Genomic DNA, 25,370 nt, shown 5'->3' with positions numbered 1-25,370 from the left:
GAAATGGATTGCCATCCATGAAGTGCTCTCCAACTGCCACCGCGTCACCGCGCCACCGTCAGCTTCACGCTTCCGCGATTGTTGTCGTAGGCTTGCCAGGCATCGTTGGCAAAAGCGTAAAGATAGCCGCTCTTCGATGGCCTAAAGCTCGCTTTCTCACCGATCACGAAGACCTCATGAGATGCAAAGTTCGCTTTCGTCTGTGGATCGGCTGTCGGCAAGACACCGTTCGCGACGAAGCCAATCAGCGCAAACCAGTCGGCGCCCTCTTCCCGCCGCGTATACCAGAAATCAATTTGGTGATTGCCACTCAGCTTGCTGTAAAGCGCCTCGCCTTCTCCCCAAATTGAGGAGGCCATCTGCACGACTTCACCGAGGTGGAACTTGCCGTCGCGAGTTCCTTGCGGCCCGCAGCTAATCCCACTGTCCATCCATTCACCGGCCGCTGAGAACTGATAACGGACTCCCGCCTCGAGATAGAGGCCGGTAAAGTTCCAGCGATCGCGGGCGAAAACATCGACGGTTGCGGCTTGCCCTTCAAGCGGGCATTTCGTCGTCCAATAATCCCCTTGCGCCAGCGGTGGGTTCTTGTGGCGATCCAGCGCTGATTTGTGAAGCAGGGCGTTCTCTTCCGAGAAGAGAGGGACTTCGCGTGGCCGCGTCTTCAGCGACTTGAACACACCGGTCACAGAATCATGCAACTGGCCCAGCGGATCAGCGGCGAGGTGGCTATCAAGGCTCTCCCGGAAATTCAGCCCCAGACGTGCCGCCTCGTCGATCATCCATTTGAGCGCCTGGTCGGACAGGCCGCAACGACCGTACCCGCCGCCGACATCGCAATGGACCCCCGGAAACCAGACCTGTCGCACGGCCGGGTTTTCATCCACGTTGGTCCACATTGTTGGCGTGAAACTCTGCCGCATTTCGTCTATTGCGACGGCATGCCGGGCGTTCGCGACGATAGGGCTCAGGTCCGTATCGTGAAACTGATGCTTGGCCGGGTCGTCAATCAAATTGAGGAGCGCCAGGTCATCCGGCACACCGAGCGCGCCGACAGTATCCCATACGCCAATGAAGTGTATCGGAATGGAATGTTTGCAGGCCTGGCCACTCTCTCGCTCGTGGAAAGGCAGCGTGCCCGTAGCGACCACCGCCTTGGCTTTCTGTTCCGGAGTGCGATAGATTGCAAAGAGATCGTCAATAGCTGACCAAATCACCTCCTCCCGTATGCCAGGGGTACGCAATAGGCCGCAACGTGAAATCATTCCGCCGAGACTTCGAACGGTGTACGCACCGCGGCTGAACCCGAATAGCCAGATCTTCGCTCCGCTTTCATAGTTGCGCGTTAGCCAGTTGTAGGCACTGATAATGTTCTTATCGAGCCCATCGCCCATGCCGCCCCCGGCGATGCGATTCCACCAACTGCCGTCCGTGCCGACGCCGGGGTGGTAGTAAATCCTCTGCTCCCGCCCATCCTTGTCGATGGGCATAAGCGCATTGCGGAGTTTCACCACATTGGTCGGCGCTGGCAAGCCACCGTCCATTTGGTCAGGTGTATTCCAGGTACCGTCACAAAAGACGATCAGATGCATTTATCCCTCCCCGGATACCCTATCCCTAACTGGAAACCTACGCGACGATGGCGTGCATGACGTGAACCCGCCGACCTCATCCATCTCATCAAACGATCTCGTGGCGCTCTCACTGGTAGAGCGCAGAGAATATTGCTACTTGCTTATAAATGCAACCATGATATAGTAGGTGCTTAAATACTCTATTTTATCGCGACCACTCGGCGCCGGCCTGGCCGAGGGGGATTATTTTCGATGCCGAATTCAAAAGAAGACATCCGAGGCGCCATAGAAAAACTTGCCCACACCGAGTACGCGACGGCTGACCCGACGGACGTCGGAATAATGGTTCAGTTGTACACATATGAGAGCAACAAATCTTTCGACACAGAGCGGACAGTCCTGGACATTACCAAGGCTAACTTCGCTGTGTTCGGCTCAGTGATGCTTATCGGAAATTCATCCTTCTTCGCACACGCGCTGAGGCCGGGGTGGGCAATTGCCATATCGACTGTGACGATATGCATCATATCTCTTGCCGCATCTGCTTTATCGACCTTTTATGATAAATACTTCACCGTCCACAGGCAAAAGGTCAGCATTCTTCAGCGCGGAGTTTGGCGAAAGCGACCCTTGGACTGGGTAGAAAGCAAGTATGTAGCTGCAGATTTAAAAACGAAGTTCGAGGATTCGGCATCTCTCGGCATAATAGAATATATCAGATATAACTATACACTAAAGTGGATCAATCTTATCCCTCTTTTTGTGGCACTTATTGTGGGCTTAGCCTACATATTCTTTGGAGAAGCAGCGACTCCGGCGCCGGCCGGGCAGTCATAGATTCACGATGTTTAAAGCGCTGCAGCGAGCTTTGCGCGTTCGATAGGGCGCGCGGCGCTGCAGGGCGAACGGCGCATCCCGTCGGGCTCCGACCTCTCCTCCCCTGGTCTTGAGCCCGCGCGACCGCGGCATTCAAACCATTTGCGAGGGGACCGCGTATGGCAGGATCGACAGAATCTAAGGCCAACTTTTGGCAACGTTCGGCAAGCGTTCTCTTCAAGACACGCGGCTTTTTCCTGATCTTCGCGATTGTTGCCGGAACCGGCTCGATCCTTGCCTTTACCTCGCAGGGCCAAGACCTCGTCCTCACCGTGACGGACGTGAAATCGGATCACACGCCATCCCTCACATGGCAGATCTTCTGGCTGTGTGCGTCGGTCTTCCTTCTTGGCCTGCAGGCCTGGTTCTGGGCGCGAGTGATCGTCCAGGAGAAATTCGACGAGCGCCAGAACTGGCAGAACAATTGGTACCTGCTCTTGACGCCCCGCCTGTTGAGCATCGTTCCGTTCGCGCTGCTGTTCATGAGTTTGCAGACCGTCCAGTCGTCATCGTCATGGCTTACCTGGGTGCTCGCTTTACTCGGTCTTGGACTACTGGTGTTCCTTTGGTTCCGATTGCAGACGGTGAATTTTCTCGCCGCTCGGGCGCACAGGTTGATCAGCAAGCGAACACAGGCACGGCAGCCGTCTGGCAGGCCAACACGGTGGCCGTCGCTACGCTCGCTCGTCCTCTATGGCGGACTGATCGCCGCGCTTGTCGGCATGGTGATCGTTTCGATCGATCCCGTCACGATTCCTGTCAAAATCGGCCCAGTCGCCGTGGTACTCATAGCGGCGGCGCTGATCATCCCAGTTCTGATCTGGCTGATGCTGCTCGGAGACGCCTATCATATTCGTGTTGTCGAGACGCTTATCATCATCGCTGCTCTCGTCAGCCTTGTGGTGGACAATCACGGCATTCGCTTTGCTGCGAGCGACCCGGCGCAGCAACAGGCCGCCATCGGCGACCGCCTGACGCTTGCGCGGGCGTATGAGTCCTGGCGGGCGGGCATCGGCGACGTCGGCAGCAACCCCATTCCGATTATCTTCGTTGCCAGCGCCGGTGGTGCATCCCGCGCCGGATACTGGACAGGCACGGTTCTTTCCAAACTCGAAGAGGAAACAGCCGGCCGGTTCTCCAAGCACGTCTTCGCCATCAGTTCGATCTCGGGAGGCAGCCTTGGCGTTGCCGGGTTTCTTTCAACCATCAAGACCCGTCCCGACCTGGTCGCCGGCGGCTCGAACAAGGACCTATCAAGCGCTGTCTCCGACTTCGTCGGCCAGGACTATCTGAGCCCGGCATTGGCGGGCGGCGCCTTCCCGGATCTGCTGCAGCGCTTCATCCCGATTTCCTTCCTCCCCGACCGGGCCTGGTCGTTGGAGCGCGGCTGGGAAGTCGGTTGGGCGCAGACATGCCAAAGGACCGGCTGCAGTTCTGCAGATTTCCTGGAGAGTGATTTCCTGTCCCTTTGGTCCGACCGCCAAAGCTGGACGCCGATCTGGCTCATTGGCGGCGCGCTGCAGGAGGATGGACGGCCGATCCTGACCAGCAGCCTGAACTTCGAAAGCAGGATCGACGCCTGGGATTTCCACACAGTCGCCAATGCCGATGTGCGCCTGTCGACGGCGATCCTCAACGGCGCTCGCTTTCCCTATGTCAGTCCGGCCGGGACAATTAGTGCGCCGGGTAACATGCCAGCCGACGTCTCACGGCTGCATCTGGTCGATGGCGGCTATTTCGACGCGGCCGGCGTGGAGATCCTACGAGACCTGGCGCAGTCGCTCCTGTCGGGCAACATCGTGCCCGCGAGCGACAAACTTGAGCCGATCTTCCTCCTCATCACCAACAGCGGCAAGAACCCGCCTCTCGGCAGGCCGGGCCGGGGGCCGCAGAGTGGCCCCTCGAAGCCGATCGCCTGCCGCGACACCACAACCAAGGACGGATGCCCCGGCTCGACGTCGTTCGCGAACTTCGCTCCGGACATGCTAGGGCCGATACAGGGGCTCTATTCAAGCCGAAATGCGCACGGCGAACGGCTGGAGACGTTGCTGATCAGGCAGGCGCCAACCGCTCCCGGCCAGACGGCGCCGACCGACATCTATACGCTCGATCTCTGCTCACTCGCGGTGCCAATGAACTGGTCACTGTCAGCGAATGCCCGCGACATTGTCGATAAGTTGCTCGAGACAACAGACGTTGCGCCGATGACCTGCGAGGCACAAAACCTCGAGGACCTGGATTGCCTGCAGAACCGATTGGGCGTGACGTCAAAGACGTGCGTGAGGCAAACAAACGTTGCGAACCGGTGAGACATGTTCTGCTATAACGGGGACCCTCACGATAATATAGGTAAGTTCTCACCGCGATATAGAATGAATGTTAGAATACGCCCGAGGGCGTTATTACTTAATAAAGCCGGTTCATTCTCAGTTATTTCTTCCTGTCGAGGGGCGCGAAAATGACAAGGATCGATCAGTCAGGCTTAATTGGAAAAATTCGAGACCGTCCGATCAGCAAAGAGCTTGAAGCCGTTCTACTTCAGGCAGGCAATGCAGCGGGAATCGACACGATCTTCGTAACCTCTGGCGGGCAGCCGGGAACAAAGGGACTGTCAACTGGTTCGACGCGGCACAACGGCGGCAGGGCGGCGGATCTTCACTTGGTCGCGAAGGGAGTGACGAGGCAATTCAGCGACGACAACGCCGATGTCTACGTCAAGCGTTTCGTCATTGCGGCCGCCGCGAACGGCGCCACCGGCATCGGCGCCGGAATCGATTACATGGGGCCGGAGACGCTGCATGTGGGATTTGGAAGGACGCCCAGCGACCACAGCCGGATTGTATGGGGAAGCAAGGGGAAATCGGCAAACGCACCGCGGTGGCTGGTGGAAGCCGCAGAGGAAGGTTGGAACAACCCTCCCAAATGGGCTTTGGAGACAGGGTCCGGACTCAGCGAGGACGTAGCGGAGGACGAAGACGAGACCTTCGACGCCGAGGAAGATGCGCCGATCTCCGTCGAAGTGCCCGAGCGTTTCAACATCGACGTCATACGAGCCGCGCAGACGACGCAGCGCCGGTGGGGAATTCCCGCGTCTGTGACTTTGGCGCAGTGGGCGCTCGAAAGCGGCTATGGTGCTTCGATGCCGCCAGGCTCGAACAACCCGTTTGGCATCAAGGCCCTGAAAGGCCAGCCTTCGGTCAAGGCTTGGACCAGGGAATCGATCAACGGCAGAGTGACGAGAGTCCAGGCCGACTTTCGGGTTTTTGCAAGCCTCGACGACGCCTTTGTTAAACACGGCGAGCTTCTCGGCTCGGCAGCCGTCTATGCAAAAGTCCGGAAATTGGCGCACGATCCCGATCGCTTCGCAGATGCGCTGACGGGTCTCTATGCGACGGACCCAAACTATGGCTCCCTGCTCCGATCGATCATGCGAAAGAACGATCTTTACGCGTTCGATCTTCGCAATCTTGACGACACCGCATCCATCGAAATTGAGGAGGTTCGCGTGCCCAGTCCCTTGAAGCAAGGCGATGTCGACCCGATCCGCGTGAAGGCTCTTCAGAGGCGTCTCGTCGAGCTTGGCTATAAGCTCGGCGAAATCGACGGGAACTTCGGCTCGCTTACGGCCGGCGCGTTGCTCGCATTCCAGAATGACAACGGTTTACCGACCACAGGCGTCGTCGACGAGGTGACCGACGCTGCCCTCGCGACCGCGCGGCGCCGCGTGCTCGACGAAGAGCGGGTAACCGCCGGGGAGCGCGAGCTCGCGGCCGGCGGCTCCCGCATTGTGCTCGATGCCGGCCGGAGCCGCGTGTTGAGTTGGATTGCAGCGGGTCTCGGCGCGTTCGGCATCGGCAACAGTGCGGTCGTCAATGCATCCGGCGGCGTGGCAACACCGGCCGGTGGCCGCATCCCTGATGGGCTGTTGCCGTTGCTCGATGAAGTTCAACGGCTTGGCCAAACGACTGCCGACGCTGACCTTACGCGGATCGCAGCGTCCGCGCGAACGTTCATCGCACAACTGAACGGACTGTCGCTTTCGCCCGACGTGGCGAACGCCATTGCCGTCCTGAAGTCCCTTCCCGTGGAGACGGTCTCGAATAACCCCGCTATCGCACGGGCCGTGGAGGCAGCGCGGGACATCGCAACAGCCCAACCGGATGCGCTGCGGACGGTTTTCGACGTCCTGCCATCTTTCTTTAAAGATGGCAGCGTGTTGCAGACGATCATGCAGGGCCTGTCCGGCGTCGCCGCCAGCACGTTGCCCGGCTTCGGCGGATCACTGGCCATTCTCGGTCTCGGTCTTGCCGGACGCTACTTTGCCAACCGTATCGCCGCTCGACGTGTGGAGGACCATAGGTCCGCGGGAAACATAAACCCGTTGGAGAGCTAAAAAATTCCGGGACGTGTTTCGACGCGTCAGATCGGAGGCGATTTGATTTAAGGAAACAGGCAGCGCTTTGCTTTAAAGCGCCACAGCTACCTTTGCCCGTCTGGCAAGACGGGCAACACTATAAAAGAGGATTCGACGCCTGCCGTACCGCGCACGGGGAGGTTCTATCGTGCGATGGTCGACTTCACGCTTCCGCGGTTGTTGTCGTAGGTCTGCCAGGCATCATTGGCGAAGGCGAAGAGATAGCCGCTACTTGATGGTGTGAAGCTCGTCTTCCACCGAGACTGCGCGCGGTGTACGCCCCGGCTGAAGCCGAAGAGCCAGATCTTCGCTCCGCTCCCGTAGTTTCGCGCAAGCCAGTTGTACGCGCTCATGATGTTCTCATCGAGCCCCTCCCATGCCGGCCCCGGCGATGCGGTCCCACCATCCGCCCTCCGCACCGACGCCGGGATAGTGAGAGCTCCGCTGTTCGAAGCCATCCTTGTCGGCGGGCGCAAGCGCATTGCGGAGTTTCACGACATTGGTCGGCGCCGGCAAGCCACCGTCCCCTCAGTCAGGAGTACTCCAGGTGCCGTCACAGAAGAGACCTCGATTGAGCGGCATAGGGCGGTCGCGACAAGCCTTACTTCTTCCAGTCATCAAGCACTTGCAGCGTGTTGACCGCGAGAATCGCTGATCCGATGAGTTTGTCGAAATAATCCTTGTGCGCCGAGAGTGTATAGAGGATCGCGACACCGTTCTTTGAGACAGCCAGATACCGTGTCCTGTAGTTTTTGATCTCCGATCCCTCGATGGTGCAGTCCACCCAGGCGACGCCGTTTATCGTCCTCAGGGTGGGCGCCTGCATCATGGCGTCGGGGCCGACGGCCCTGGCGGCTGCTTTCAAATGCTCGATATAGGCCGTCAAATTGTCGTCGGGACCGGAGATTTTCGCGGTCATGATCATGATCGCAGGAACCGGCTGACCATTTAGATGCGGCGGATCGCAGACAAATTCCGTCCCCTCGGCGCGGCACGTCCAGCCTGTCGGAAGGCTGAATCTGACATAGCTGTTCTTGAAGTCCTCGCCCAAAGCCATGCCGGCTGAGTTAGCGATGAAAAGACCGACAGCCCCCCATCTCATGCGCTGGTCCCCGTCTGTTTTTGTGTCGGGAAAACGAAATGCCAGAACTGATCATGAGACGTTTGTCCATGCGCCTGCAGGAACGCGTCATAAAGCGCACGGGCCGAGATCACATAAGCGCCGACGGACAAGAGCGCCTGCCGATCGCGAGGATCGAGGTCCTCGCCCCTTGTCAGCGGATCCTCAAGGGCCCGTGCGTTCGTCACGATGAATGGGATCGTGTTCGACCCGGTGAACCGCGCCACCAGCACCTCGACGTGAAAGCTCTTGATCGCCTGTGGTTGGCTTAGCCCCACGACCCGGAATGAGATGCCGTCGGGGCTTCGAAGCAGTGCCTTGGAGGCGCCTTCGTCCCCCAATTCTAGGTCGCCGCCCATTTCCTGGAAGATCACAACGGCAGCGTCTCTGAGGAAATTGGGATCGGCGGCAGCGAGGATCCTCGTCATGGCCCGCGATCTTGAAATGAGATCGCGATTTGCGTTGACCTCTTCATCAATCTCCTGGCGGCGGCGGGTCAGCTCGAACAGCCGGTTGTCGGATTCGCGAACCTCCGGCACATCATAGTCGGGGAGCCAAGCCGGATCCTGGGCCGATATTTTCTGTCGCCAGCTATATTCCCGGACGAAACTGTCGCTGACCCTGTGATCCTCGAGATCGGCGGCGCGCGTGATCAACCTTTCTCGCAGCGCCTCGGCCTCGCTTTGCGGGAGCGCGCGGGCGAGGTAGGGAAACACGCCGGCAAAGCGGGCATCTTCCGCGAACTCGGCCTGCTTTTCGGCTGTAAACCCCAGGAAGGCAAAATGCGTGAAGTAATCGCGGATGCGATCGTGGCGGAATCGGATCTCCTGGGCGGCGACCGCTCCGGCGTCGTCGGCATCGGTTCGAACGATCGCCAGCTTGCTCGTCACAAGGGCGGCCACTTCCGGCTGGAACGGCAGCTTTTGGAGGTTCTCCTGATCCTGCAGCCGCTGCTCCAGAAGCGCGTTGGAGAGTGCCGCCGTGCGGAATTTTTGATCTGTTGCGGCAAGCTTTTGCACGACGCCTTCGAGCTGTTGGGCTTCAAGCGCGAAGAGATCGGGTGTGCGGCCATCGCCGAGCAGGATAGCGATGGATGTCAAATCCATCGGGTTCGACAAGATATCGTCAAAGGCCTTCTTCTCGGCGTCGTCACGGGGACGGGCGTTGACGTCGGCAAGAAAGCTCACCGCCACCTTGTCGAAGAGTTCGCCGCGGACCGGTACGCTTTCGGCAAGGACGGGCTCGCGCGACACGAGGAAGTCGCGGATCGTCTCGCCAGTCAGCGGGATCATCTCAAAGGTTTCGATCGTGCTGAAGCCCCTCAATGGGATCTGGCTGGCGACAAGGACATTCGCAAAGGGGTAGCGCGCCAGAAAGCCGGTGATCGCATCCTGCGTGGCAAGGTCGACTTCGTTGTAACCGTCGATATAGATGAAGATCCGGCCGGCATAAATCATCGCGCTCAGAAGGTCGTTGCCCCTCGCAAGACCGTTCAGTCGCTCCTCGAGTTGGGCTTCGACGCCGTTGCGACATTGATCGGCGCGCAGGTAGGCGATGACATCCCTGTCCTGCCTTGCTCGCGCCGCAAGCGAGAAGCGCAGGAAGCTCGATTTGCCGAGGCCGGATTTTCCGAGAAGGAGCACACGCCCCCTGTGACGCGAAAGCGCCTGCAGGATCGGTTGATCGGCACTGATGGAGTTAGCGGCGCCGGTGTGCCGGGCATCGACCCGGGGCCGATGCCATACCCTGCTGTCGGTGAAATAGGAGATCCGGTCGAGCTGGTTCGGATTTTCAGAGAGGATATCGCCGAGCAGCGAGCTTTTGAAAGGTGCATAAATCCGGCGACGGGCAAAGCCAAGATGGAGCAGGACGAGATCGATATAACCGAGTCCGAGAATCCGGCGCATGATTGGGTTCCAGAAGACGACGGCCTGGATCCAGGCGAATCGCGGGTAGGCGGTCAACAGCAAACCCCAAAGGAGGAGATGGACGACGATTGCCGACGGCACCAGCGCCAGAAAGGCGAACAGGCGGCGTTTGTTTAGCTCCGTCGAGATCGTCTGCGCCTCTGCCGGGTCGATGGCCGCAAGCTCATGCTTCCAATAGCTCAGAGCGCTCATGGCCTCTGTCGACAGCGGCGCGCTTTGTGCCAGGCGGCCAGCGATCTGGCCGATCTTGATCTCCAGCTCCCTGCTTGCGACTTCGCGAAAGCCTTCAACCTCCCAAAGCGATTTGAGCGCCTTGAGCGCGATCGTCGGATCCGTTGCGGCGATATTGCGCCATGCCTCGGAAAGAAGCGCCGTCGCAGCGCCGGGCCGACTGAGTGTCGCAACACAGGCGAGGGCGAGGTTCTGACTAGCGACGTCGGCATTGCCGACCGCAATATTCAGCACGGGAGCGAGAAGCCGCGCATCGATCGTCGGCGACTCTGCCAACGTCAAGCACTTGTTGCCCGGCTCCAGAGCATAGGCTCCGCCGTCGAGCGAATCAGCATAATCGCGCGCAAAGTTGGCATCGTAGCGAACCAGCGTCTTAAGCAGGACCGTGGCATCGGCCGAGACATCCGGCCAGGTCCGCATCGTGCCCATGACGTCTACCTCGGGCAGCGACAGCCCGGCTCCCGGCTTTGCTTCGTCATAGGTCTGGGCAAGCAGTATAATCGCCGGTCGCGCGATTGCCGCATTGCCGCTCTCAACGGCCGACAGAAACGCCTCCGCTTTCTCCTTTGCCGGGGCATGGGCAGCGAGCGCCATCAGCGCGGCGCTTCGGATCGCCACGCCTGCTCCATCCGATCCGGCCAGGGTCTTGGCGGTCAAAAGCGCCTCGGGAGGGGGAGCACTCATTACCTGCAGCGCCCTGAGGTCGATGACATCAAGCCTTTCTCCAGATGCTGGCGAACTCCAGTAGTTTCGTTGCCGCAGACCTTGGTCGGTGGGGATGATGCCGATATCCATGAGCCATTCTGCCGCGGCAAGATCGCGGTTGGCGAGGCGGTCGTTGAGAAGCCCCGCCATCGACCGTGAGACCTGTGGCAGGACCGAGGTCATGTTTGCCAGCTGACCTGGCCCATCGCTGTCGAGGGCGTCGACAAGCAGGCTGGGCAACTCGTCGCCCCCGATTGACGTCAGGGCATCGTCGATCTCGCCGGACAGATCGTTTTCGCAGACCGCTGCCTTTGTCAGGAGGTCCCAGGCCTGCCCAAATCGAAGATCGCGCGCGCTCGCCTGGCGCTGCAGGAGCGACAGTCGCCAGCGAACACCGTCACAGTCGATCGCCGTCCCGGCGGCAGTCCAGTTGTTGAAGACCGTGGCCTCTTGCGGATCTGCGGAGCGAATGAGACGATCGAGGATGGCCGGACTCCACATCGCCGCAGCCTGTTGATCGAGCCCAGAATAGAAGGCCGAAAGGGCTGCCGGATCGGACGCCCGCAAAGCGGCATTTGCCGCCGTCCAAAGCCCAGGGTCGCTGACATTGCGCAAGATGTCTACAAGCTGCGACACATGGGCCTGCGCTACCGTCCGCCTAGCGGCGACTACTGCAAGAAAGTCGGCAGGATTGTCCGCTGCGACATCATCGATTTCAGCGTCGGAAAGCGGTTCGCCGAGTCTGGCGAAAACCGACAGTGCCAGGCGACGGCGTGCATCGGCAGCCGCGGAGCCGGCAGCACCAGCTTTCAACCAAGCTGCGAGTGTTTCCTTCTGAGGTCGAAGCTCGGCCCAGCGCCCGCGAAGCATGGCTGCAATCTCATCACGCAGCTGATCGTTGAGCGCGTCGTCCTGCAAGGCGTTCAGATATTCCTCTGCGATAGGGCCCGGCAACAGCTGCATCGCGTTGACGTTGGCGATGAGGAACAGAGCGGTTGTGTTGCCCGCATCACTTTTTTCGGCAAGCGCAGCCCGCAACATCGCAAGGTGATCGCGCCACAGAAGATCGCGAAGCCGATTGTCGTTGATTGCCGGCGAGTTTCGCAGTCGGTCCTTCTGCCCGTCGTTTGCCGCCGCAAACACCCTGTCGAGGACGTCGCTGTCGCGCAGTTTTTGAATGGCAAGCTTTAAGAAAGTGGATGGCGCGCCGCGCAGGAACTCGATCGCGGCAATTGAACCATCGACGTCGCTCTCCCTGATCTGTCCGAACCAGCGCGAGACGAGGATCTGAACTTGGTCGCCGGCAAGGTGGGACTTCGCCTGATAGGCTGTCAGTTGTTCGGCGCTACGCGGCAATATTGTCGCTGCATAGCTGGCCGGGGCGGCCAGGCATACGACGAGACCGGCAACAAGCGCCGTATGAAGCTGTGCGATACGCGACGTCATGCGCTTCAAATCCCGCGAACCTGCATACCAAGGCAAGATTGCGGACCTCAACTGCTGAGGGGTTCAGAGAACGCCGCCTTGCGTTCCGTGCGCAATCATGGAATGCCTCATCTCGCTCACCATCGCCCTTGTTCGACGACGGGTACGTCACCCCCGCAACTTACGGGCTCATTGGATTGCGTGTCACGCGTGAAGTCAATCGCATTCTTTGGGAGCTACGTCTGTGACGAGCAGAATCGAGCTAGGGGCCAGGCACCTATGTAGCTGAGATGGGCACTCTCTAGCTAGAAGAGGCCACTGTGCCCCCTTTGCGCAGGGAAGGTCTGTCCTATTCGGAGATCGCGCGTCGCACTGGGCTACGGCCGGCGCAGCATCGCGAAGTGGCTGACTTTCGAGACACCGCCCGACCGACGAAGGTCGGCGTCGAAGCAACATCATCCTTATATTTCAAGTTGTTTCTCGCCGTGTGCTGGAAAGATGGCAATCCCTGGGGGCCGCATCCGTTCCACTACATCAAACAGCGCGGCTACACGGGCAGTTTCTCGAGTCTCGAGCGGCTTCTCGCAAGCCGGCGGCCGCGCCGAGAGGTTGGTCGAAGACAGTGTGTGGCCGATGTGCGCCACAACGCCAATCCCCGACCTTTGTCCGATAAAACAGTCGGCGACTGGAAGAACTCCGGTCGGCATATTGATACGGAGCAACGGCTTGCTAAGCCCCGCCGCGATTAGGCGTTGAGGCGAAGCCCTTCTCGAACTCGGCCACTGCCCCTCACTCGTATCGTAGGCACTCAGACAAACGATTTTTACCGCCGTTCCATCAGCTTGACACCAATCGATCATCGGTTGCAAATACCCATGGGGACACTGGTTTGGGCATGGGGGCTTTATGGCAAAGCCGGGCAACTTTCATTTTGTACGCTCGACGAAAGTCAAAGCCTCAGAGGTCCTGTCCCTGAAAGGCAGTCCGCTTTGGAACTCCTGCGCGAACACGTTTTCCCGAATCGACGCGCTCTGTGGCGACGGCGCGTCTCGGGTGTTCGCGGAACCGAATGTCAAGAGGGATGACGGAGGCGACCTACTGAACGTCGCCTGGTTCGGAAGCTACGACGATGACCCGAAGGAACTGGGTGCGATAGACCGGGCAAAACTGTCCCGTGTCGAAGAAGACCTGATCCAGCGGCTGGAGGCGCTCAAGCCGGCGCTGCGCGACCCGGAAATCGGGGAAACGGTCGCCGCCATGCTGAACGTCTACGACGACAAATTCGTCATGGCCGTCGGAGAGCATGCGGTACTCACCAACTGGGGCGCGTTGCCGTCTGCGGCCACGGTTTCCGAGGCCGCGTACGCGAGGCACATCGACGGAACGATCAGCCGCTTCCTGAAGACCGACATGATGGCGCGCCTGCCTGGAAAGCAGTGGGCGAGCTTGGGTAGCATCGAAGCAAAGGACCCCTCACACGTCAAGCGGACCAACCAGCCAATCCGGCGACAAGCTCCGGCGATGACTCCGCCGCCGGCCGTCACGGTCGCCGGCGTGCAACGACCTGTCCGATGGTGGGTCCCCGCCGCGCTTGTCGCACTCTTCGGGGCCATCCTCGTCTACACGGCGTGGCCGGGCAATCTGATCTATGAGAAGGAGAGCCCCGCGGACCAGGGCGTCCTCTCCCAATTGGCGACGGAAAACGAAAATCTCGCTCAGAACATCACCCTCCTGAAATCGGAGATCGGCAAGAACGCATGCGCGATCGACCCGACGCTTGTCGGGCTGCCGCCCCGAGAGGCGGTGTCGACGACGCCAAATCCGGCGGCAGGTCAGCAGGGTGGTGCGCAATGAGCCAGTTCATCACTATGACCTCCCTTCTGAACATGCGTCCGGTTGGCTCTGCCGCCGATCGATCCCTGCCTCGAATGGAGGGGATACTCGAGAGAGAGTTCAAGGGACGCGTGGCGCTCCGGCTTGCCGAACCCGTGGAACGGAACGACAAGACAGGTGTTGACTGGTACATCGACAGCGACGACCCCATCACGCGGCTGTCAACCATTCCCGAAGAGCTTGCGGACTACTACAAGAAACGCCTCCAGGCGGACGTCTCGGTGATTACGAGCGCCGCGGAACGTTACGAGTCGCGGAACGACCAGGCTGCCCAGAACACGGCCTCGGCGCTGCGCAATGCGGTACGATACCCCGGCCATGACGACGTCTGGCTTTTGGGAGACGTGCCTTCCGGCAAGGCCGCCATCGTCCTGACAGCCTGGGGTTACGAAGCACAGACTTCGGACCTCTCAGGCGGGCGCGGCGACGCCATTAGAAGGCCGGTAAAGGTGCTGCCTGAAACGGCACAGGTCAACATCGGTCAGGGCGAACCCGTCACTCCCCCCGTTGTCCCGTCAAAACCGGCCACGAGGAACTGGCTCGGTATCCTGTCGTCGGCACTCTGGACGCTCGCGCTTGTCCTCCCGTTTGTCATCGGATGGTTCCTGCTCCCCGCTTGCGGAATACGGGTGCCTTTCACCGATCGCTACGTCTACGGCTGGGGAGACGGCGCGTTTTGCAGGCAGCTTCCAAACCCGCAGATGGAGGCGGGTAGAAGACAGAGCGACGCTCTGACGGCCGAACTCGGCGCTCTGACGGAGCAGGTAAGGGTCAAGGTCGCCAGCTGCATTCCAGCGCCGCCGCCCGATCCGGTAGACCAGGTGAGAGAACGGACCCGTGTGGAAGGGGTCGATCTCAATCCGAACGAAACAACGGTAAGTCTTGTCTGGAACAACACAAACGATCTCGACCTAATCGTCGTTTGTCCGAACGGAGAGAGGATTTTTCACGGCAACAAGAAGGCCTGCGGCGGGGAACTGGAGATCGACAAGAACTATCAAACGTACAGCCAACAGCCCATAGAACACGTTCGCTTTGGTGAAAGGTCATTGATGCCAGGGCGATACGGCATTGAGGTCAAGTATTACGGAGTTAACGGCGGACAGGCCCCCGGAGCAACGCCGTTCAAGGTGGTTGTGCAACAGAAGGGGAAAGAGCCGATTGTCCAATCTGGGAGCGTCCAGTTCGTAAACGACGCCAAAGTAATGGAGTTCACTGTCCCGTGACGACCACGTACGACACAACCTGCCCCATGGTGATGACATGCTGACCAACCTTGCGGATTTCAGCGAAGGTCTGACGCTGGTTCCCGACAGCGGCATCCAGTTTGTCGAGTTCGGGTTCGATTTCGACCAGTCCCCGCGCCTGTCGCGCTCGTTCGTGGAGCGGAAATCGCCCGGTCAAGTCGACGCGGACGGGAAGACGCTCGTCCGTTTGCTGACGAATTGGATGGACGACGACCCCACCGCACCCTTCCCATACTCGTCGCACGCCGACGATGTCGCGAACTACGAGGTCAACAAGTCCCTGGCGTTGAATACCTTCCTGAATCGCTGGGTGCCGATGCCGTTCTTCAAGCTCGAGCCTGGACGGGACGATTACGGCAACGAGATATACGCGCAGGGGCCGACCGACTGGGTTCGCGCGCGGGTGACCGAAACCCGCAAGGCCTACCAGGACGAGGAGGCGACCCACCGTATCATCTTCGCGTTCGACACGTCGCTCGCCCCGAAAAAGCCGAACAGGCCCTACCTTGCCCCGTCGCCGGAAGACGCTTCGCGAACGGAGTCGTTCCGGTACATGAGCCGGTTGGCGGATATCATTTCCTTCCTGTCCCACAAGATCAACGTACCCGACAGGGGAGACGTGGACATCCAGCAGTGGGTCGACGACTGGCTTCGGGATATCTTCTACAGCTACAAGAAGGCGGAGAAGAGAGGCCGGGAACTCAGGGCGGACGACTTCCCCTACAAGTTCGAACACCTCGCCCGCTACATCACCTTCGTGCAGTTGATCGCGAGCGTCATCAAGCTCGGAAGGGTGACGCTGATCGATACGGTGAGCGAGACGAAGGCGGTCCAGCCGATCGACGTCGATCTCGTGCTCGATATCGGGAACTCCCGCTCCTGCGGCCTGCTCATCCAGTCCTTCCCCGATGACATGAACGTCGATCTGAACAATTCGCTGGTGATGGAGCTGCGGGACCTTTCTAAACCGGAACTGGTCTATCGCGAACCTTTCGAGAGCCAGTGCGAGCTTGTCGCCGCCGAATTCGGCACCGAAGACAAGGCACGGCGATCCGGCAGGTCGAGGGCGTTCTTCTGGCCGAGCCTTTTACGCATCGGCCCGGAAGCGTCGAGGTTGCGCGGTGAATCAGAGGGCACCGAAGCGGCGACCGGCATGTCTTCTCCCAAGAGGTATCTCTGGAGTTCCGATCCGGTCCTCCAGCCCTGGAAGTTCCGCTCCGCCACGCCGGACGAGGACGGCACGGTGCAGCCACTCGTCGAGCGCACAATCTATAGGTTCGTCAATGACCGGGGCGATGTGCTGGAGCAGCTCGAGAGCGACCGGCAGAAGTACAAGCTGAAGGTCATGGAGCAGGAACTCCAGACGGCCAGCCGGTTCTCCTTCTCGAAGTCATCCTTCTTCACGTTCATGCTCAGCGAAATAATCGCCCAGGCGATGTCGATGATGAACAATCCGGGCGTCAGGCGGCAACGCCGCCTCAAGGACGTGCCAAGGCGGCTTCGACGGATCATCATGACGATCCCGTCGGCGACTCCCGTACAGGAACAGCGCATCCTCAAGTCACGGGCGGAGGCGGCGGTCAAACTCGTATGGTCGTTGGCGGGCTGGAGCGACACGCAAAACGGGATCAACAGCAAGCGGCCCGAGGTTCACTGTTCGTGGGACGAGGCGAGTTCGGTCCATCTCGTCTACCTCTACGGCGAGGCCGTTCAGAAGCTGGGTTCGATACGCTCGCTGTTCGACATTCTCGGGAAGGACAGGGAGAGACCCGCGTCCCTTCCGCCGAACAAGGCGAAAGCGAAACAGGAAGAGCGCAGCCTGCGGATCGCCAGCGTCGATGTCGGCGGCGGCACCACCGACCTGATGGTGACGACTTACTACCAGACGGACAACGTGGCCCTCTATCCGGATCAGAACTTCCGCGAGGGGTTCCGCATCGCCGGCGACGATCTGCTGAAGACGATCATAGAGAGTCTCATCATCCCCCGTTTCGAGGAGCAACTCGCTGCGGCGGGCCTCGGAAGCGCACGCAACTTCCTAAAGGACCGTTTCGCAGGCGACAACCCGACAATGTCGGAGCAGGAAAAGCATCTCAGGCGGCAGTTCGTGCTCGAGGTCTTGCAGCCCATCGCCATCGGCATTCTCTCCGAATGCGAGGCAATGTCACCGAACGAGCGCCATACCACGATACGGAAGGCCTCCGAGTTTTTCGACATGCGCGACGATGACGAGGAAGCCGAAATCCCCGTCGACGAGAGAATACTCGAATACCTCAAGGGCAAGGCGTACGCCCTCGGAGCGGAAGAATTCCGCATCGCCGACTGTGACATCCTGATCGACCCGGTTGCCGTGGAGGAATGCGTTCTGGCGACGTTCGACAGCGTGTTCGACAACATCGGGGAAGCCATCAACCATTTGGACGCAGATGTCGTGTTGCTGACGGGACGGCCGATGCGGCTCCCGCAGATGGTCAGCCTGTTCACGAACAAGATGGCGGTGAGGACCGATGCGGTGATCCCCATCAGGGATTACAGGGTCGGAACCTGGTATCCGTTCCGCGGCGTCAGCAACACCCATATCGACGATCCGAAGACGACGGCGGTCGTCGGTGCGATGCTCTGCGCTCTCTCCGAGTCCTCGATCACCAACTTCACGCTCTATTCCCAGTACCTGAGGATGCGTTCCACGGCGCGCTACATCGGCCGCCTCGAGAGCGGAACCACGTTGACGGACGAGAAACTGCTGTTCCGCGATATCGATCTCGACAGCATCGGCGAGGCCGAGGAAACCACGTTCGACTATCACAATCCCGTACGTATCGGTTTCCGGCAGTTGCCTCTGGAGCGCTGGGTAGCGACGCCGCTTTACAAGCTCACGGTCGCCCAGTCCCGGACGACCCGCCACATTCCGAAGCCGATCAAGGTGACGATCGCGAGGAACGCCCAGAACGCGGACGAGGAGGAAACCAACGAGGCGATCCTTTTGTCCAGCGAACTCACTCGGGAGGAGTTCGTGATCGAGGACGCCGAAGATGCGTCGGGCGCACCGGTCAATCGGCTGATGGAGCTGAAACTCGACACCTTGGCGATAGACACGGGCGACGGATACTGGCTCGACACGGGGATACTGTCGATACAATGAGTTCGGACGATCATCATGCAAACTGAGCTGAAGAAAATCTGTGGCAACGCCCTCGAACTGGCTCAGGAGAGCCTTGCTTGGGTTTCCGATGTCGCGAATGCCGAACGTGTGGGCGCGAGCCGCAAGATTGCCGAGCAGCAGATCAGGAAGTCGATCATCGCAGCGAAAAAGGTACACGCCGCCATCGACCGCCCGATGTGCGTCGGCGTGTTCGGACCCAGCCAGGCAGGGAAGTCCTACCTCGTCTCCGTACTCGCGAGGGACAAGGACAACCCGCTCATGGCACGCTTCGGCGACCTTGGCCGCGACGTGGACTTCATCCGCGAGATCAACCCGGGCGGTGACCGGGAGTCGACGGGCCTGGTCACGCGGTTTTCGGTCCGACAGGAACCCAGCCCCGCGGGATCGCCGGTCGTGCTTCGCATGCTGAGCGAGACCGACATCGCCAAAATCCTCGGCAACAGCTTCTTCCTCGACGGGGAACCGAAGAAAAGGGCCCCGCTGAAACCGGAAACCGTTCTGTCGGTGCTGGAGGCGGCGCGGTCGCGCGCCGGAGCGCAAGCGGCCCGCGGGATGATCGAGGAAGACCTGTGGGACCTGCAGGACTACTTCGAGAAGCAGTTCTCCGGGCTTTCCTACATCGAAACCCTTTCCGCATACTGGCAAACGGCGTCGGAACTCGCTCCGCGCCTTTCCGTCCGCGACCGCGCCGAACTCCTTTCGGTCCTCTGGGGCGGCATTCCCCAATTCACGTCCGTCTACGTGGAGCTTGTGTCGGCGCTCGAGAGGTTGGGGTTTCCGACGGACGCCTATTGCCAGATCGACGCGCTGATCCCTCGGGAAAAAAGCATCATCGACGTGGCGACGCTGAGCGGTCTTGGAACCCATAAGCAGAAGGAGGACCTTTCGATCCGTTCGATGAACGGTCCCCCGGTCATGCTTGCAAGGTCGGTGGTCACGGCGCTCGCGGCCGAACTCAGGATAACCATCGCCGAGCGGCCGTGGCCGTTCTTCGAACACACCGATCTCCTCGATTTCCCGGGTGCGAGAAGCAGGCAAAAGGTCGATTTCGAAACCTTTTTCGAGGACAAGCTGGACGCGCTCCAGGACTTGTTCCGTCGGGGAAAGGTCGCCTTCCTGTTCGATCGCTACGTCGCGGAGCAGGAGATTTCCAGCATCCTGCTCTGTATCAAACCGTCGAACCAGGAAGTCGTCGAACTTCCCGACATGATCGACAGATGGATACAGACGACGCACGGGGCCACTCCCGCCGACCGCGCCCGGGCCGAGACCGCGCTTTTCCTCATCCTGACGATGATGGACCAGCACTTCACCGAGAAGGCAGGCGAGGAAGGCCAAAATCCGTCCGACCGGTTCAAGGCGCGCATGGGCGCTTCCCTGACGACCTATTTCGGCAAGGCGCACAGGTGGCCGTTCGAGTGGACACCGGGGACCCCCTTCAGGAACACGTTCTGGCTGCGCAATCCCAATTTCAAAGCCGAGTTCATGATCAGGTACGACGGCAACCAGGAAGTGGAGATACTGCCGGAAAAAGTCGATAAGGTCGCGATCCTGCGAGAGGCCTACCTCGAGGTTGAGGAAGTCCAAAATCATTTCCTCGACCCCGCCCGTGCCTTCGACGAAGCGCTCAAGCTCAACGACGGCGGCGTCACCTATCTCGCCCAGAACCTCGCCACGATTTGCAGGGCCGACATCAAGTACAATCAGATTCGGGAACGCATCGCCGTCATCGCCCAAGAGATCAGGCGCGTCGTATCGCCCTATTTCGTGGACAGCGACATCAACAAGCGTCTCGAGGAGCGCGAGGAAGTTTCGGGGAAAATACTTTCGGGCCTGTCGGATTCCTGGAACCGGAACCAGTTCGGCAGCGCGATCCGGATGTTGCAGATATCCCAGAACGGAATAGCCGAACACCTGCACATCGCATACGGAAGCCGTCTGAGGGGCCTGTCATCTTCGGACGACAACCGGGGAGCCGTTGCCGAACCGAAGGGCAAGCGGCCGTCAGCGCCCCCTTTGCCGACAAAGGGCGGGCCTCCGTTGCCGGGGCGCGCGAAAAAACCCGCGACAGCTGCGGCGGCGAATGGCCCTGAAACGGTGGTCTCCGCCACGCCAAAGGCGATGCAAAAGGAGACCTATCTTGCGAGGGCGGCCGTCGGACACTGGACGGAGAACCTTTTTGCCCTGACCCGGAACGACGAGGCTCTGCAAACCATGGGGCTGGATGCGGAGACGGCGGGCGAGATGGTCTCCGAACTGGTCGCCGGCGCACGTCGCTGCGACCTTGAGAGCCGCATCGCCATCGATCTGGGGAAACTCACGGGGAACGCGATCGAGCGTCCCGACATCCTGCTCGAGAAGGCCGGATTCTTCGCGACAAGCCACATCAACCGCTTCGCGAGTACCCTTGGATTCGACTCGGTGCCGGAAGAGAAGCGTCCAAAGGCACCGGACGGCACCGACGAAGGTACCTTCGCGGTTTTCGCCAATCGGGCATCGCAGGCGAACTGCGATCAGCTACCGCATGAAAGGCGCAACTTCGCTTATCTCGCCCTTTCTGAATGGATGTACGCCTTCCATCAACTGGTGATCGACAACGTGATGTCGGGAGAGGGTTTCACGGTCAACGTAGAGCAGAACGAGCGGCTGAGGGTGATCATCGCCGGACTGACCGATCCCTCTTCGTCGTCGGTCAAACTCGGGAAGGCTGCCCGATGAAAGAGGTCCGCGTCGAGGTAGTCGAGGATGAAGAGCGCTATTTCGGTCACGCGCTCATAACGTTCCACAATGTCTCCATTGGTGACGGCCCAGTCCAGCTTGTCGTCTCGCGAAAATCCACGGACACCCCTTATTTAGGGGCCGACGGATGGCAAGCGGGTCCCGCCGCGATGGAGGCGGAAGTCGTCTCGCGGTCCCCAGATCAAACCGTCGTACGTGCCGGTCCGAATATCTGCGACCGAATTCCGTATAGCCTGTATGTCCGTTTGCAGTTAGACGGCGCTGAAGTCTATGGTCAGGCGTTCTGGCCCGAGATCATGCAGAATCCAAAGGGATATTCAGGGACACTTGAGGGGTTCAAGGTTCCTCCGGAATTGCCACCGAAGCCCGCAGACCCTCCGGAACCGCTACCCCTGCCTGCCCCCCCTCCTCTGTTCGAGCCTCCGCCTGTTCCGATACTGGAGCCAGTCAAAGAGGAGGATGCGCCCGTCAAGCCTCCCAAGCGGGGCTTTTCGTGGGTATTTCTCCTGCTGTTGCTGCTGGTCGGCGGCGGAGGACTTGGCTATTCGTACTGGCCAAAGTCTACCCCGACGCCCCCGCCTCAACCCCAGCCCACTACCACTGAGCAGGAACCTGCCACTCCTCCGCCAGAGTCGCTGTCGGCGAAATTCGCACGCCTCAAACAGTCCGACAACGACGGAGACGAGTTGCTGGCTCTGAGCGAAGAGGCGTTCCAGGCGAATGACAGCGGCATCGGGCAGCAGGCGATCGATCTGGCCGTCCAACGAGGAAATGCGGCCGCGAAAATCAGGCAAGCCCAGTGGTACGATCCGAGGACCTTCAATGCGTCCCGCGCCCAGGCGATCGACGCGAACCGGGCCGCGCGCGCCTATTTCGAACTGGCCATCGGCGGCAACGGCGAAGCACGCAACCTGCTGACGTCGATCTGTCAGGACAGCCGGAACGGCGGCGAGAACTACCGTGATTTCTTTGACAGCACCTATTGCCAGGGGAGCCTCGATCCATGACCGAGGGCCCGAGGGGTTCCTGGTTTCGCAATCCGTCCGGAGAGTACAAACAAATGCGCAAATTCAAACTAACGGTTCTTAACTTCGGGTGCCGGTTGACGTCCGCGGGGTGGATGGTCTTGGCCCTCGTGGCTCCCTCCGCCTATGCGCAGGACGGCTCGGCAGGAAACCCGTTGTTCAACTATCCCGACACGGTGATCACCGGGATGATCAGCGCGGAGGTACCTAAATCCGTCGAGGAATGCCGAAGGATATGCATTGATCGCGCGGGATGCGCAGGCTTCGATTACTCCGAGAAGGGCATGTGCCGCATCTTCGCCAGTGTCGGCTCGGCCAGAAAGATAGCGGGATCGCTCGCCGAGACGCGCGCTCTGATATCGGGATACGACGAGCCGACCAACCCGCCGCTTGCGGCACGTTTCGAAAAGCTGAAGCAATCCGACAACGACGGGGACGAATTACTGGCCCTCAGCCACGACGCGTTCGCCCAGGGAAACCGGGATATCGGCAATCAGGCGATCCAGCTCTCCATGCAGCGGGGCAACGCGGAAGCAAAGCTGGAAATCGCCCAGTGGTACGACCCGCGCACCTTCGCGTCCGACCGGGTCGCATCCATCGACGCGAACAAGGCGGCCAGGTCGTATTTCGAGCTTGCCCTGGAAGGCAACGAGAAGGCCGTGACATTGCTGACGTCCCTCTGCCGCGAGGCAAGCAACACGGGGTCGGCGCATGCGAACTCGTTGGACAGTTTCCTGGGCAGTACCTACTGCGAGGGATCGCTCAACCCATAGAAACAACATGCGGTGATCAGGCCCGTGGAGGCATGGGCAGGAGACATTTTCAGTATGAGATTTTGTAAGCTTGCATTCGCTGCCATTCTTTCGCTGATAGGCACTGTCGTTCCTGCCGCTGCGCAGCAGGCGGACCCGGCCATCCTCGAGTATCCGCAGACGATGCTCAAAGGGTTCGTCAGCGCGGAGTTCAACCGCAGCGGAGGCGATTGCCGCAGGATATGCGAAGAGCGTTCGGGGTGCGTGGGCTTCGACCACTCGTCCACCAGCAACATGTGCAGGCTTTTCGCGGCCGTGTCGTCCGGCCAGTCCGACTTCGCCTCGTCGGCTGGTACACGCGCCAGGATCGCGGGCTACCGCGACCCGTCGAACCTGCCACCCCCTGAAGAGTTGGAGACCTGGCATTTCGCCCAATTCACGGGCGTCGACCTATACGGAGGCGACCTCGTCCCGAAAGGCCTCGAAATGTACGACGTGTCCATGTGCGCCAGCAGGTGCGAAATAGACAATTCGTGCCGTGCCTTTACGTTCAACAGCGAACAAAGCCGATGCTTCCTGAAGACCGGATATGAGTACGTTCAGGCGGTGGCGGGAGTATCCTCGGGGATGTATTTCCGTGCGAAGCCGTCTCAGGCCACGTTGGCATTGACCGCGAATTGGGAGCTGTTCCTCCTCAGCGATCTTCCAGGGAACGATCTCGGAGAGTCTTTCGCGGAGTCATACAACCAGTGCAAGCAGAACTGCGAAGCATCCGGCATTTGCAGCGGCTTCACCTGGGTCACCTTCACCCGCCCGGACCGTTGTTTCCTGAAGCAGGGTTTTAGTCTCTATCCAGTGCGCAGCAACAAGGGCATGGTGTCCGCCCGCAAGATCACCCGGACGGTGATGCCTCAATTCGTCCGGCCCGTCGCGGCCAGGGATTGAGGTGGGGATCATGGTGAAATGGATATCACGGCTGATCATCGCGATCGTCTCCGCGATCACGCTGCTCGCAAGCGGAAGGTCGTACGCCGAGGAGGCGAAAACCAAACAGGACGGCGGCGAGATTATTCTTCGGCAGATGATCGGACAGATGGTGCTGGTCGGTTTCGTCGGCAACAAACCCGATGATGAGGGCTACAAGATCGTCCTCGACCAAGCCGCGCAGGGGCGGATAACCGGCGTCCTGTATCTCGGCCGTAACATCAGGACCCATAAGGCAGTCAAAGAGCTGACCGAGCGCCTCCAAAGCGCGTCTCTCGCTCCCCTGCTGGTGGCCGTCGACCAGGAGGGTGGCAGGATCGAACGTTTGACCAAGGCGGTCGGCTTCCGGGAGAGTCCCAGTGCGGCTTCGGTCGCCCAAAACATGGAACCGGACGCAGCCGAGGTGGAGTACGGGAAGATGGCGGCCGGACTCGCATCGTGGGGCTTCAACCTCAACCTCGGTCCAGTCGTCGACCTAAATACCAATCCCGAAAACCCCATCATCGGCCGACTCGGACGCAGCTATTCGTCGGACGAGCAGATGGTTTCCGCCTATGCCAGAGCATTCGTCGAAGGCCACCGCCGCAACGGAATGCTGACTGCCCTGAAACATTTTCCCGGACACGGATCGAGCGCCGGGGACACACACAAGGGCATCGTCGACGTCACCCAGTCGTGGAGCGACCTGGAACTGTCCCCGTATCGCGAACTGATCGCCAGCGGCGACGCCCAAATGATCATGTCATCCCACGTCATCAACAGGAACATTCCGGGTGCCGAGGGTACACCGGCTTCCATGTCTCCCGCGACCCTTGTCGGACTTTTGCGCAAGAAGCTGAGGTTCAAGGGCGTGATCATCAGCGACGATTTGCAAATGGGAGCGATCATCAACACCCGAAGCTTCGAAGACACGGTCAGGCAGGCCGTTCTCGCGGGCAACGACGTGCTCGTGTTCGCCAACGACAAGCATCCCGATCCGACAATTCCGGACCGTATTTCCGACCTCCTCCTGAAGGAAGCGCGGGCCAATCCGACCATCCTCGCCCGCATCAAGGAATCCTACGGAAGGATTACGCGCCTCAAGAACAGCCTGTACCCAAGTTCTTCGTCAGCCAAAGCCGAGTAGGAAGCCGATGGGGGTATGAATCAGCCGCATCCAACGTAAGGGGGACCGCAGATGACAGGAGACAGCGCCGCTTCACGCAAGTCAGCTGATACCCGGCCGCGATGCGGGGCCGCTTTCCGCGCTATGCTTCGCGTGCTGACGTGGCTGCTTTTTGTGGCAGCCTCGCTC

Annotated in this window: 16 protein-coding genes and 1 pseudogene; 12 read left to right on the top strand and 5 right to left on the bottom strand. The window is 60.1% G+C overall.

Annotation, left to right across the window (positions count from 1 at the left end; genetic code table 11):
• Positions 1-44 precede the first annotated feature (44 nt).
• Positions 45-1,592 carry a DUF2235 domain-containing protein gene (locus GHK62_RS26745; RefSeq protein WP_153442022.1) on the bottom strand — a complete coding sequence of 516 codons (1,548 nt, stop codon included), beginning with the start codon at positions 1,590-1,592 and terminating at the stop codon, positions 45-47.
• A 234-nt stretch (positions 1,593-1,826) separates the two neighbouring features.
• Here GHK62_RS26745 and GHK62_RS26740 point away from each other — a divergent pair, with 234 nt between their 5' ends.
• The 3 genes from GHK62_RS26740 (at position 1,827) to GHK62_RS35300 (ending at position 6,843) form a co-directional block, all read left to right on the top strand.
• Positions 1,827-2,411, top strand: a complete 585-nt coding sequence (locus tag GHK62_RS26740) for a hypothetical protein (protein ID WP_153442021.1) — start codon at positions 1,827-1,829, stop codon at positions 2,409-2,411.
• Positions 2,412-2,569: 158 nt separating this feature from the next.
• Entirely contained in the window at positions 2,570-4,759 is a 2,190-nt protein-coding gene (locus tag GHK62_RS26735) for a hypothetical protein (protein ID WP_153442020.1), read from the top strand.
• A 350-nt stretch (positions 4,760-5,109) separates the two neighbouring features.
• Positions 5,110-6,843, top strand: coding sequence for a glucosaminidase domain-containing protein (locus GHK62_RS35300; RefSeq protein ID WP_167528375.1), 1,734 nt, complete (start codon positions 5,110-5,112; stop codon positions 6,841-6,843).
• A 164-nt stretch (positions 6,844-7,007) separates the two neighbouring features.
• On the opposite strand, the gene GHK62_RS34590 is transcribed toward GHK62_RS35300, so the two are convergent.
• The 4 genes from GHK62_RS34590 to GHK62_RS26715 all read right to left on the bottom strand — a co-directional run bounded on the left by GHK62_RS34590 (position 7,008) and on the right by GHK62_RS26715 (position 12,294).
• Positions 7,008-7,217 (bottom strand): phospholipase effector Tle1 domain-containing protein, encoded by a 210-nt coding sequence (locus GHK62_RS34590; protein WP_167528374.1) that lies wholly within the window; start codon positions 7,215-7,217, stop codon positions 7,008-7,010.
• Positions 7,218-7,224: 7 nt separating this feature from the next.
• A complete protein-coding gene (locus GHK62_RS34585) occupies positions 7,225-7,380 on the bottom strand; it encodes a DUF2235 domain-containing protein (RefSeq protein ID WP_167528373.1) in 156 nt (51 codons plus the stop codon).
• A gap of 85 nt (positions 7,381-7,465) precedes the next feature.
• Positions 7,466-7,966, bottom strand: coding sequence for a hypothetical protein (locus tag GHK62_RS26720; RefSeq protein WP_153442017.1), 501 nt, complete (start codon positions 7,964-7,966; stop codon positions 7,466-7,468).
• Positions 7,963-12,294, bottom strand: a complete 4,332-nt coding sequence (locus GHK62_RS26715; protein WP_153442016.1) for an NACHT domain-containing protein — start codon at positions 12,292-12,294, stop codon at positions 7,963-7,965. Before GHK62_RS26715 ends, GHK62_RS26720 begins: the two co-directional genes overlap by 4 nt.
• 308 nt (positions 12,295-12,602) lie before the next feature.
• On the opposite strand from GHK62_RS26715, the pseudogene GHK62_RS26710 reads away from it, so the two are divergent.
• The 9 genes and pseudogenes from GHK62_RS26710 to GHK62_RS26670 all read left to right on the top strand — a co-directional run.
• Positions 12,603-12,929 (top strand): annotated as a pseudogene (locus tag GHK62_RS26710) (hypothetical protein); the annotation flags it as partial.
• 397 nt (positions 12,930-13,326) lie between these two features.
• Positions 13,327-14,127 carry a hypothetical protein gene (locus GHK62_RS26705; protein WP_153442015.1) on the top strand — a complete coding sequence of 267 codons (801 nt, stop codon included), beginning with the start codon at positions 13,327-13,329 and terminating at the stop codon, positions 14,125-14,127.
• The gene (locus tag GHK62_RS26700) at positions 14,124-15,392 is read left to right on the top strand and encodes a hypothetical protein (protein WP_153442014.1); all 1,269 of its coding nucleotides are present in this window, start codon (positions 14,124-14,126) and stop codon (positions 15,390-15,392) included. The genes GHK62_RS26705 and GHK62_RS26700 overlap by 4 nt, the downstream gene beginning before the upstream one ends.
• Before the next feature lie 37 nt (positions 15,393-15,429).
• Entirely contained in the window at positions 15,430-18,555 is a 3,126-nt protein-coding gene (locus tag GHK62_RS26695) for a virulence factor SrfB (protein ID WP_153442013.1), read from the top strand.
• A gap of 15 nt (positions 18,556-18,570) precedes the next feature.
• Positions 18,571-21,294, top strand: coding sequence for a virulence factor SrfC family protein (locus tag GHK62_RS26690; protein WP_153442012.1), 2,724 nt, complete (start codon positions 18,571-18,573; stop codon positions 21,292-21,294).
• On the top strand, positions 21,291-22,322 hold the full coding sequence (locus GHK62_RS26685) for a hypothetical protein (RefSeq protein WP_153442011.1): 1,032 nt from the start codon (positions 21,291-21,293) through the stop codon (positions 22,320-22,322). Before GHK62_RS26690 ends, GHK62_RS26685 begins: the two co-directional genes overlap by 4 nt.
• Entirely contained in the window at positions 22,319-23,113 is a 795-nt protein-coding gene (locus GHK62_RS26680) for a PAN domain-containing protein (RefSeq protein ID WP_153442010.1), read from the top strand. The genes GHK62_RS26685 and GHK62_RS26680 overlap by 4 nt, the downstream gene beginning before the upstream one ends.
• 24 nt (positions 23,114-23,137) lie before the next feature.
• Complete coding sequence (locus tag GHK62_RS34580; RefSeq protein WP_153442009.1) at positions 23,138-24,037, top strand: PAN domain-containing protein; 900 nt, start codon at positions 23,138-23,140, stop codon at positions 24,035-24,037.
• A gap of 10 nt (positions 24,038-24,047) precedes the next feature.
• On the top strand, positions 24,048-25,202 hold the full coding sequence (locus GHK62_RS26670; RefSeq protein WP_153442008.1) for a glycoside hydrolase family 3 N-terminal domain-containing protein: 1,155 nt from the start codon (positions 24,048-24,050) through the stop codon (positions 25,200-25,202).
• The last annotated feature ends 168 nt before the right edge of the window (positions 25,203-25,370 follow it).

It is taken from the genome of Sinorhizobium terangae (genome assembly GCF_009601505.1).
GTDB classification, from domain to species: Bacteria; Pseudomonadota; Alphaproteobacteria; order Rhizobiales; family Rhizobiaceae; genus Sinorhizobium; species Sinorhizobium terangae.
This window is presented reverse-complemented; position numbering and strand designations above follow the sequence as displayed.

Excerpts from the sequence above, each read along its gene's own strand:
- GHK62_RS26720 (WP_153442017.1), bottom strand. The coding sequence starts at position 7,966 with ATGAGATGGGGGGCTGTCGGTCTTTTCATCGCTAACTCAGCCGGCATG.
- GHK62_RS26685 (WP_153442011.1), top strand. The coding sequence starts at position 21,291 with ATGAAAGAGGTCCGCGTCGAGGTAGTCGAGGATGAAGAGCGCTATTTC.
- GHK62_RS26715 (WP_153442016.1), bottom strand. The coding sequence starts at position 12,294 with ATGACGTCGCGTATCGCACAGCTTCATACGGCGCTTGTTGCCGGTCTC.
- GHK62_RS26695 (WP_153442013.1), top strand. The coding sequence starts at position 15,430 with ATGCTGACCAACCTTGCGGATTTCAGCGAAGGTCTGACGCTGGTTCCC.
- GHK62_RS26670 (WP_153442008.1), top strand. The coding sequence starts at position 24,048 with ATGGTGAAATGGATATCACGGCTGATCATCGCGATCGTCTCCGCGATC.
- GHK62_RS26745 (WP_153442022.1), bottom strand. The coding sequence starts at position 1,592 with ATGCATCTGATCGTCTTTTGTGACGGTACCTGGAATACACCTGACCAA.
- GHK62_RS26700 (WP_153442014.1), top strand. The coding sequence starts at position 14,124 with ATGAGCCAGTTCATCACTATGACCTCCCTTCTGAACATGCGTCCGGTT.
- GHK62_RS34590 (WP_167528374.1), bottom strand. The coding sequence starts at position 7,217 with ATGAGCGCGTACAACTGGCTTGCGCGAAACTACGGGAGCGGAGCGAAG.
- GHK62_RS26735 (WP_153442020.1), top strand. The coding sequence starts at position 2,570 with ATGGCAGGATCGACAGAATCTAAGGCCAACTTTTGGCAACGTTCGGCA.
- GHK62_RS26680 (WP_153442010.1), top strand. The coding sequence starts at position 22,319 with ATGACCGAGGGCCCGAGGGGTTCCTGGTTTCGCAATCCGTCCGGAGAG.
- GHK62_RS26740 (WP_153442021.1), top strand. The coding sequence starts at position 1,827 with ATGCCGAATTCAAAAGAAGACATCCGAGGCGCCATAGAAAAACTTGCC.
- GHK62_RS26690 (WP_153442012.1), top strand. The coding sequence starts at position 18,571 with ATGCAAACTGAGCTGAAGAAAATCTGTGGCAACGCCCTCGAACTGGCT.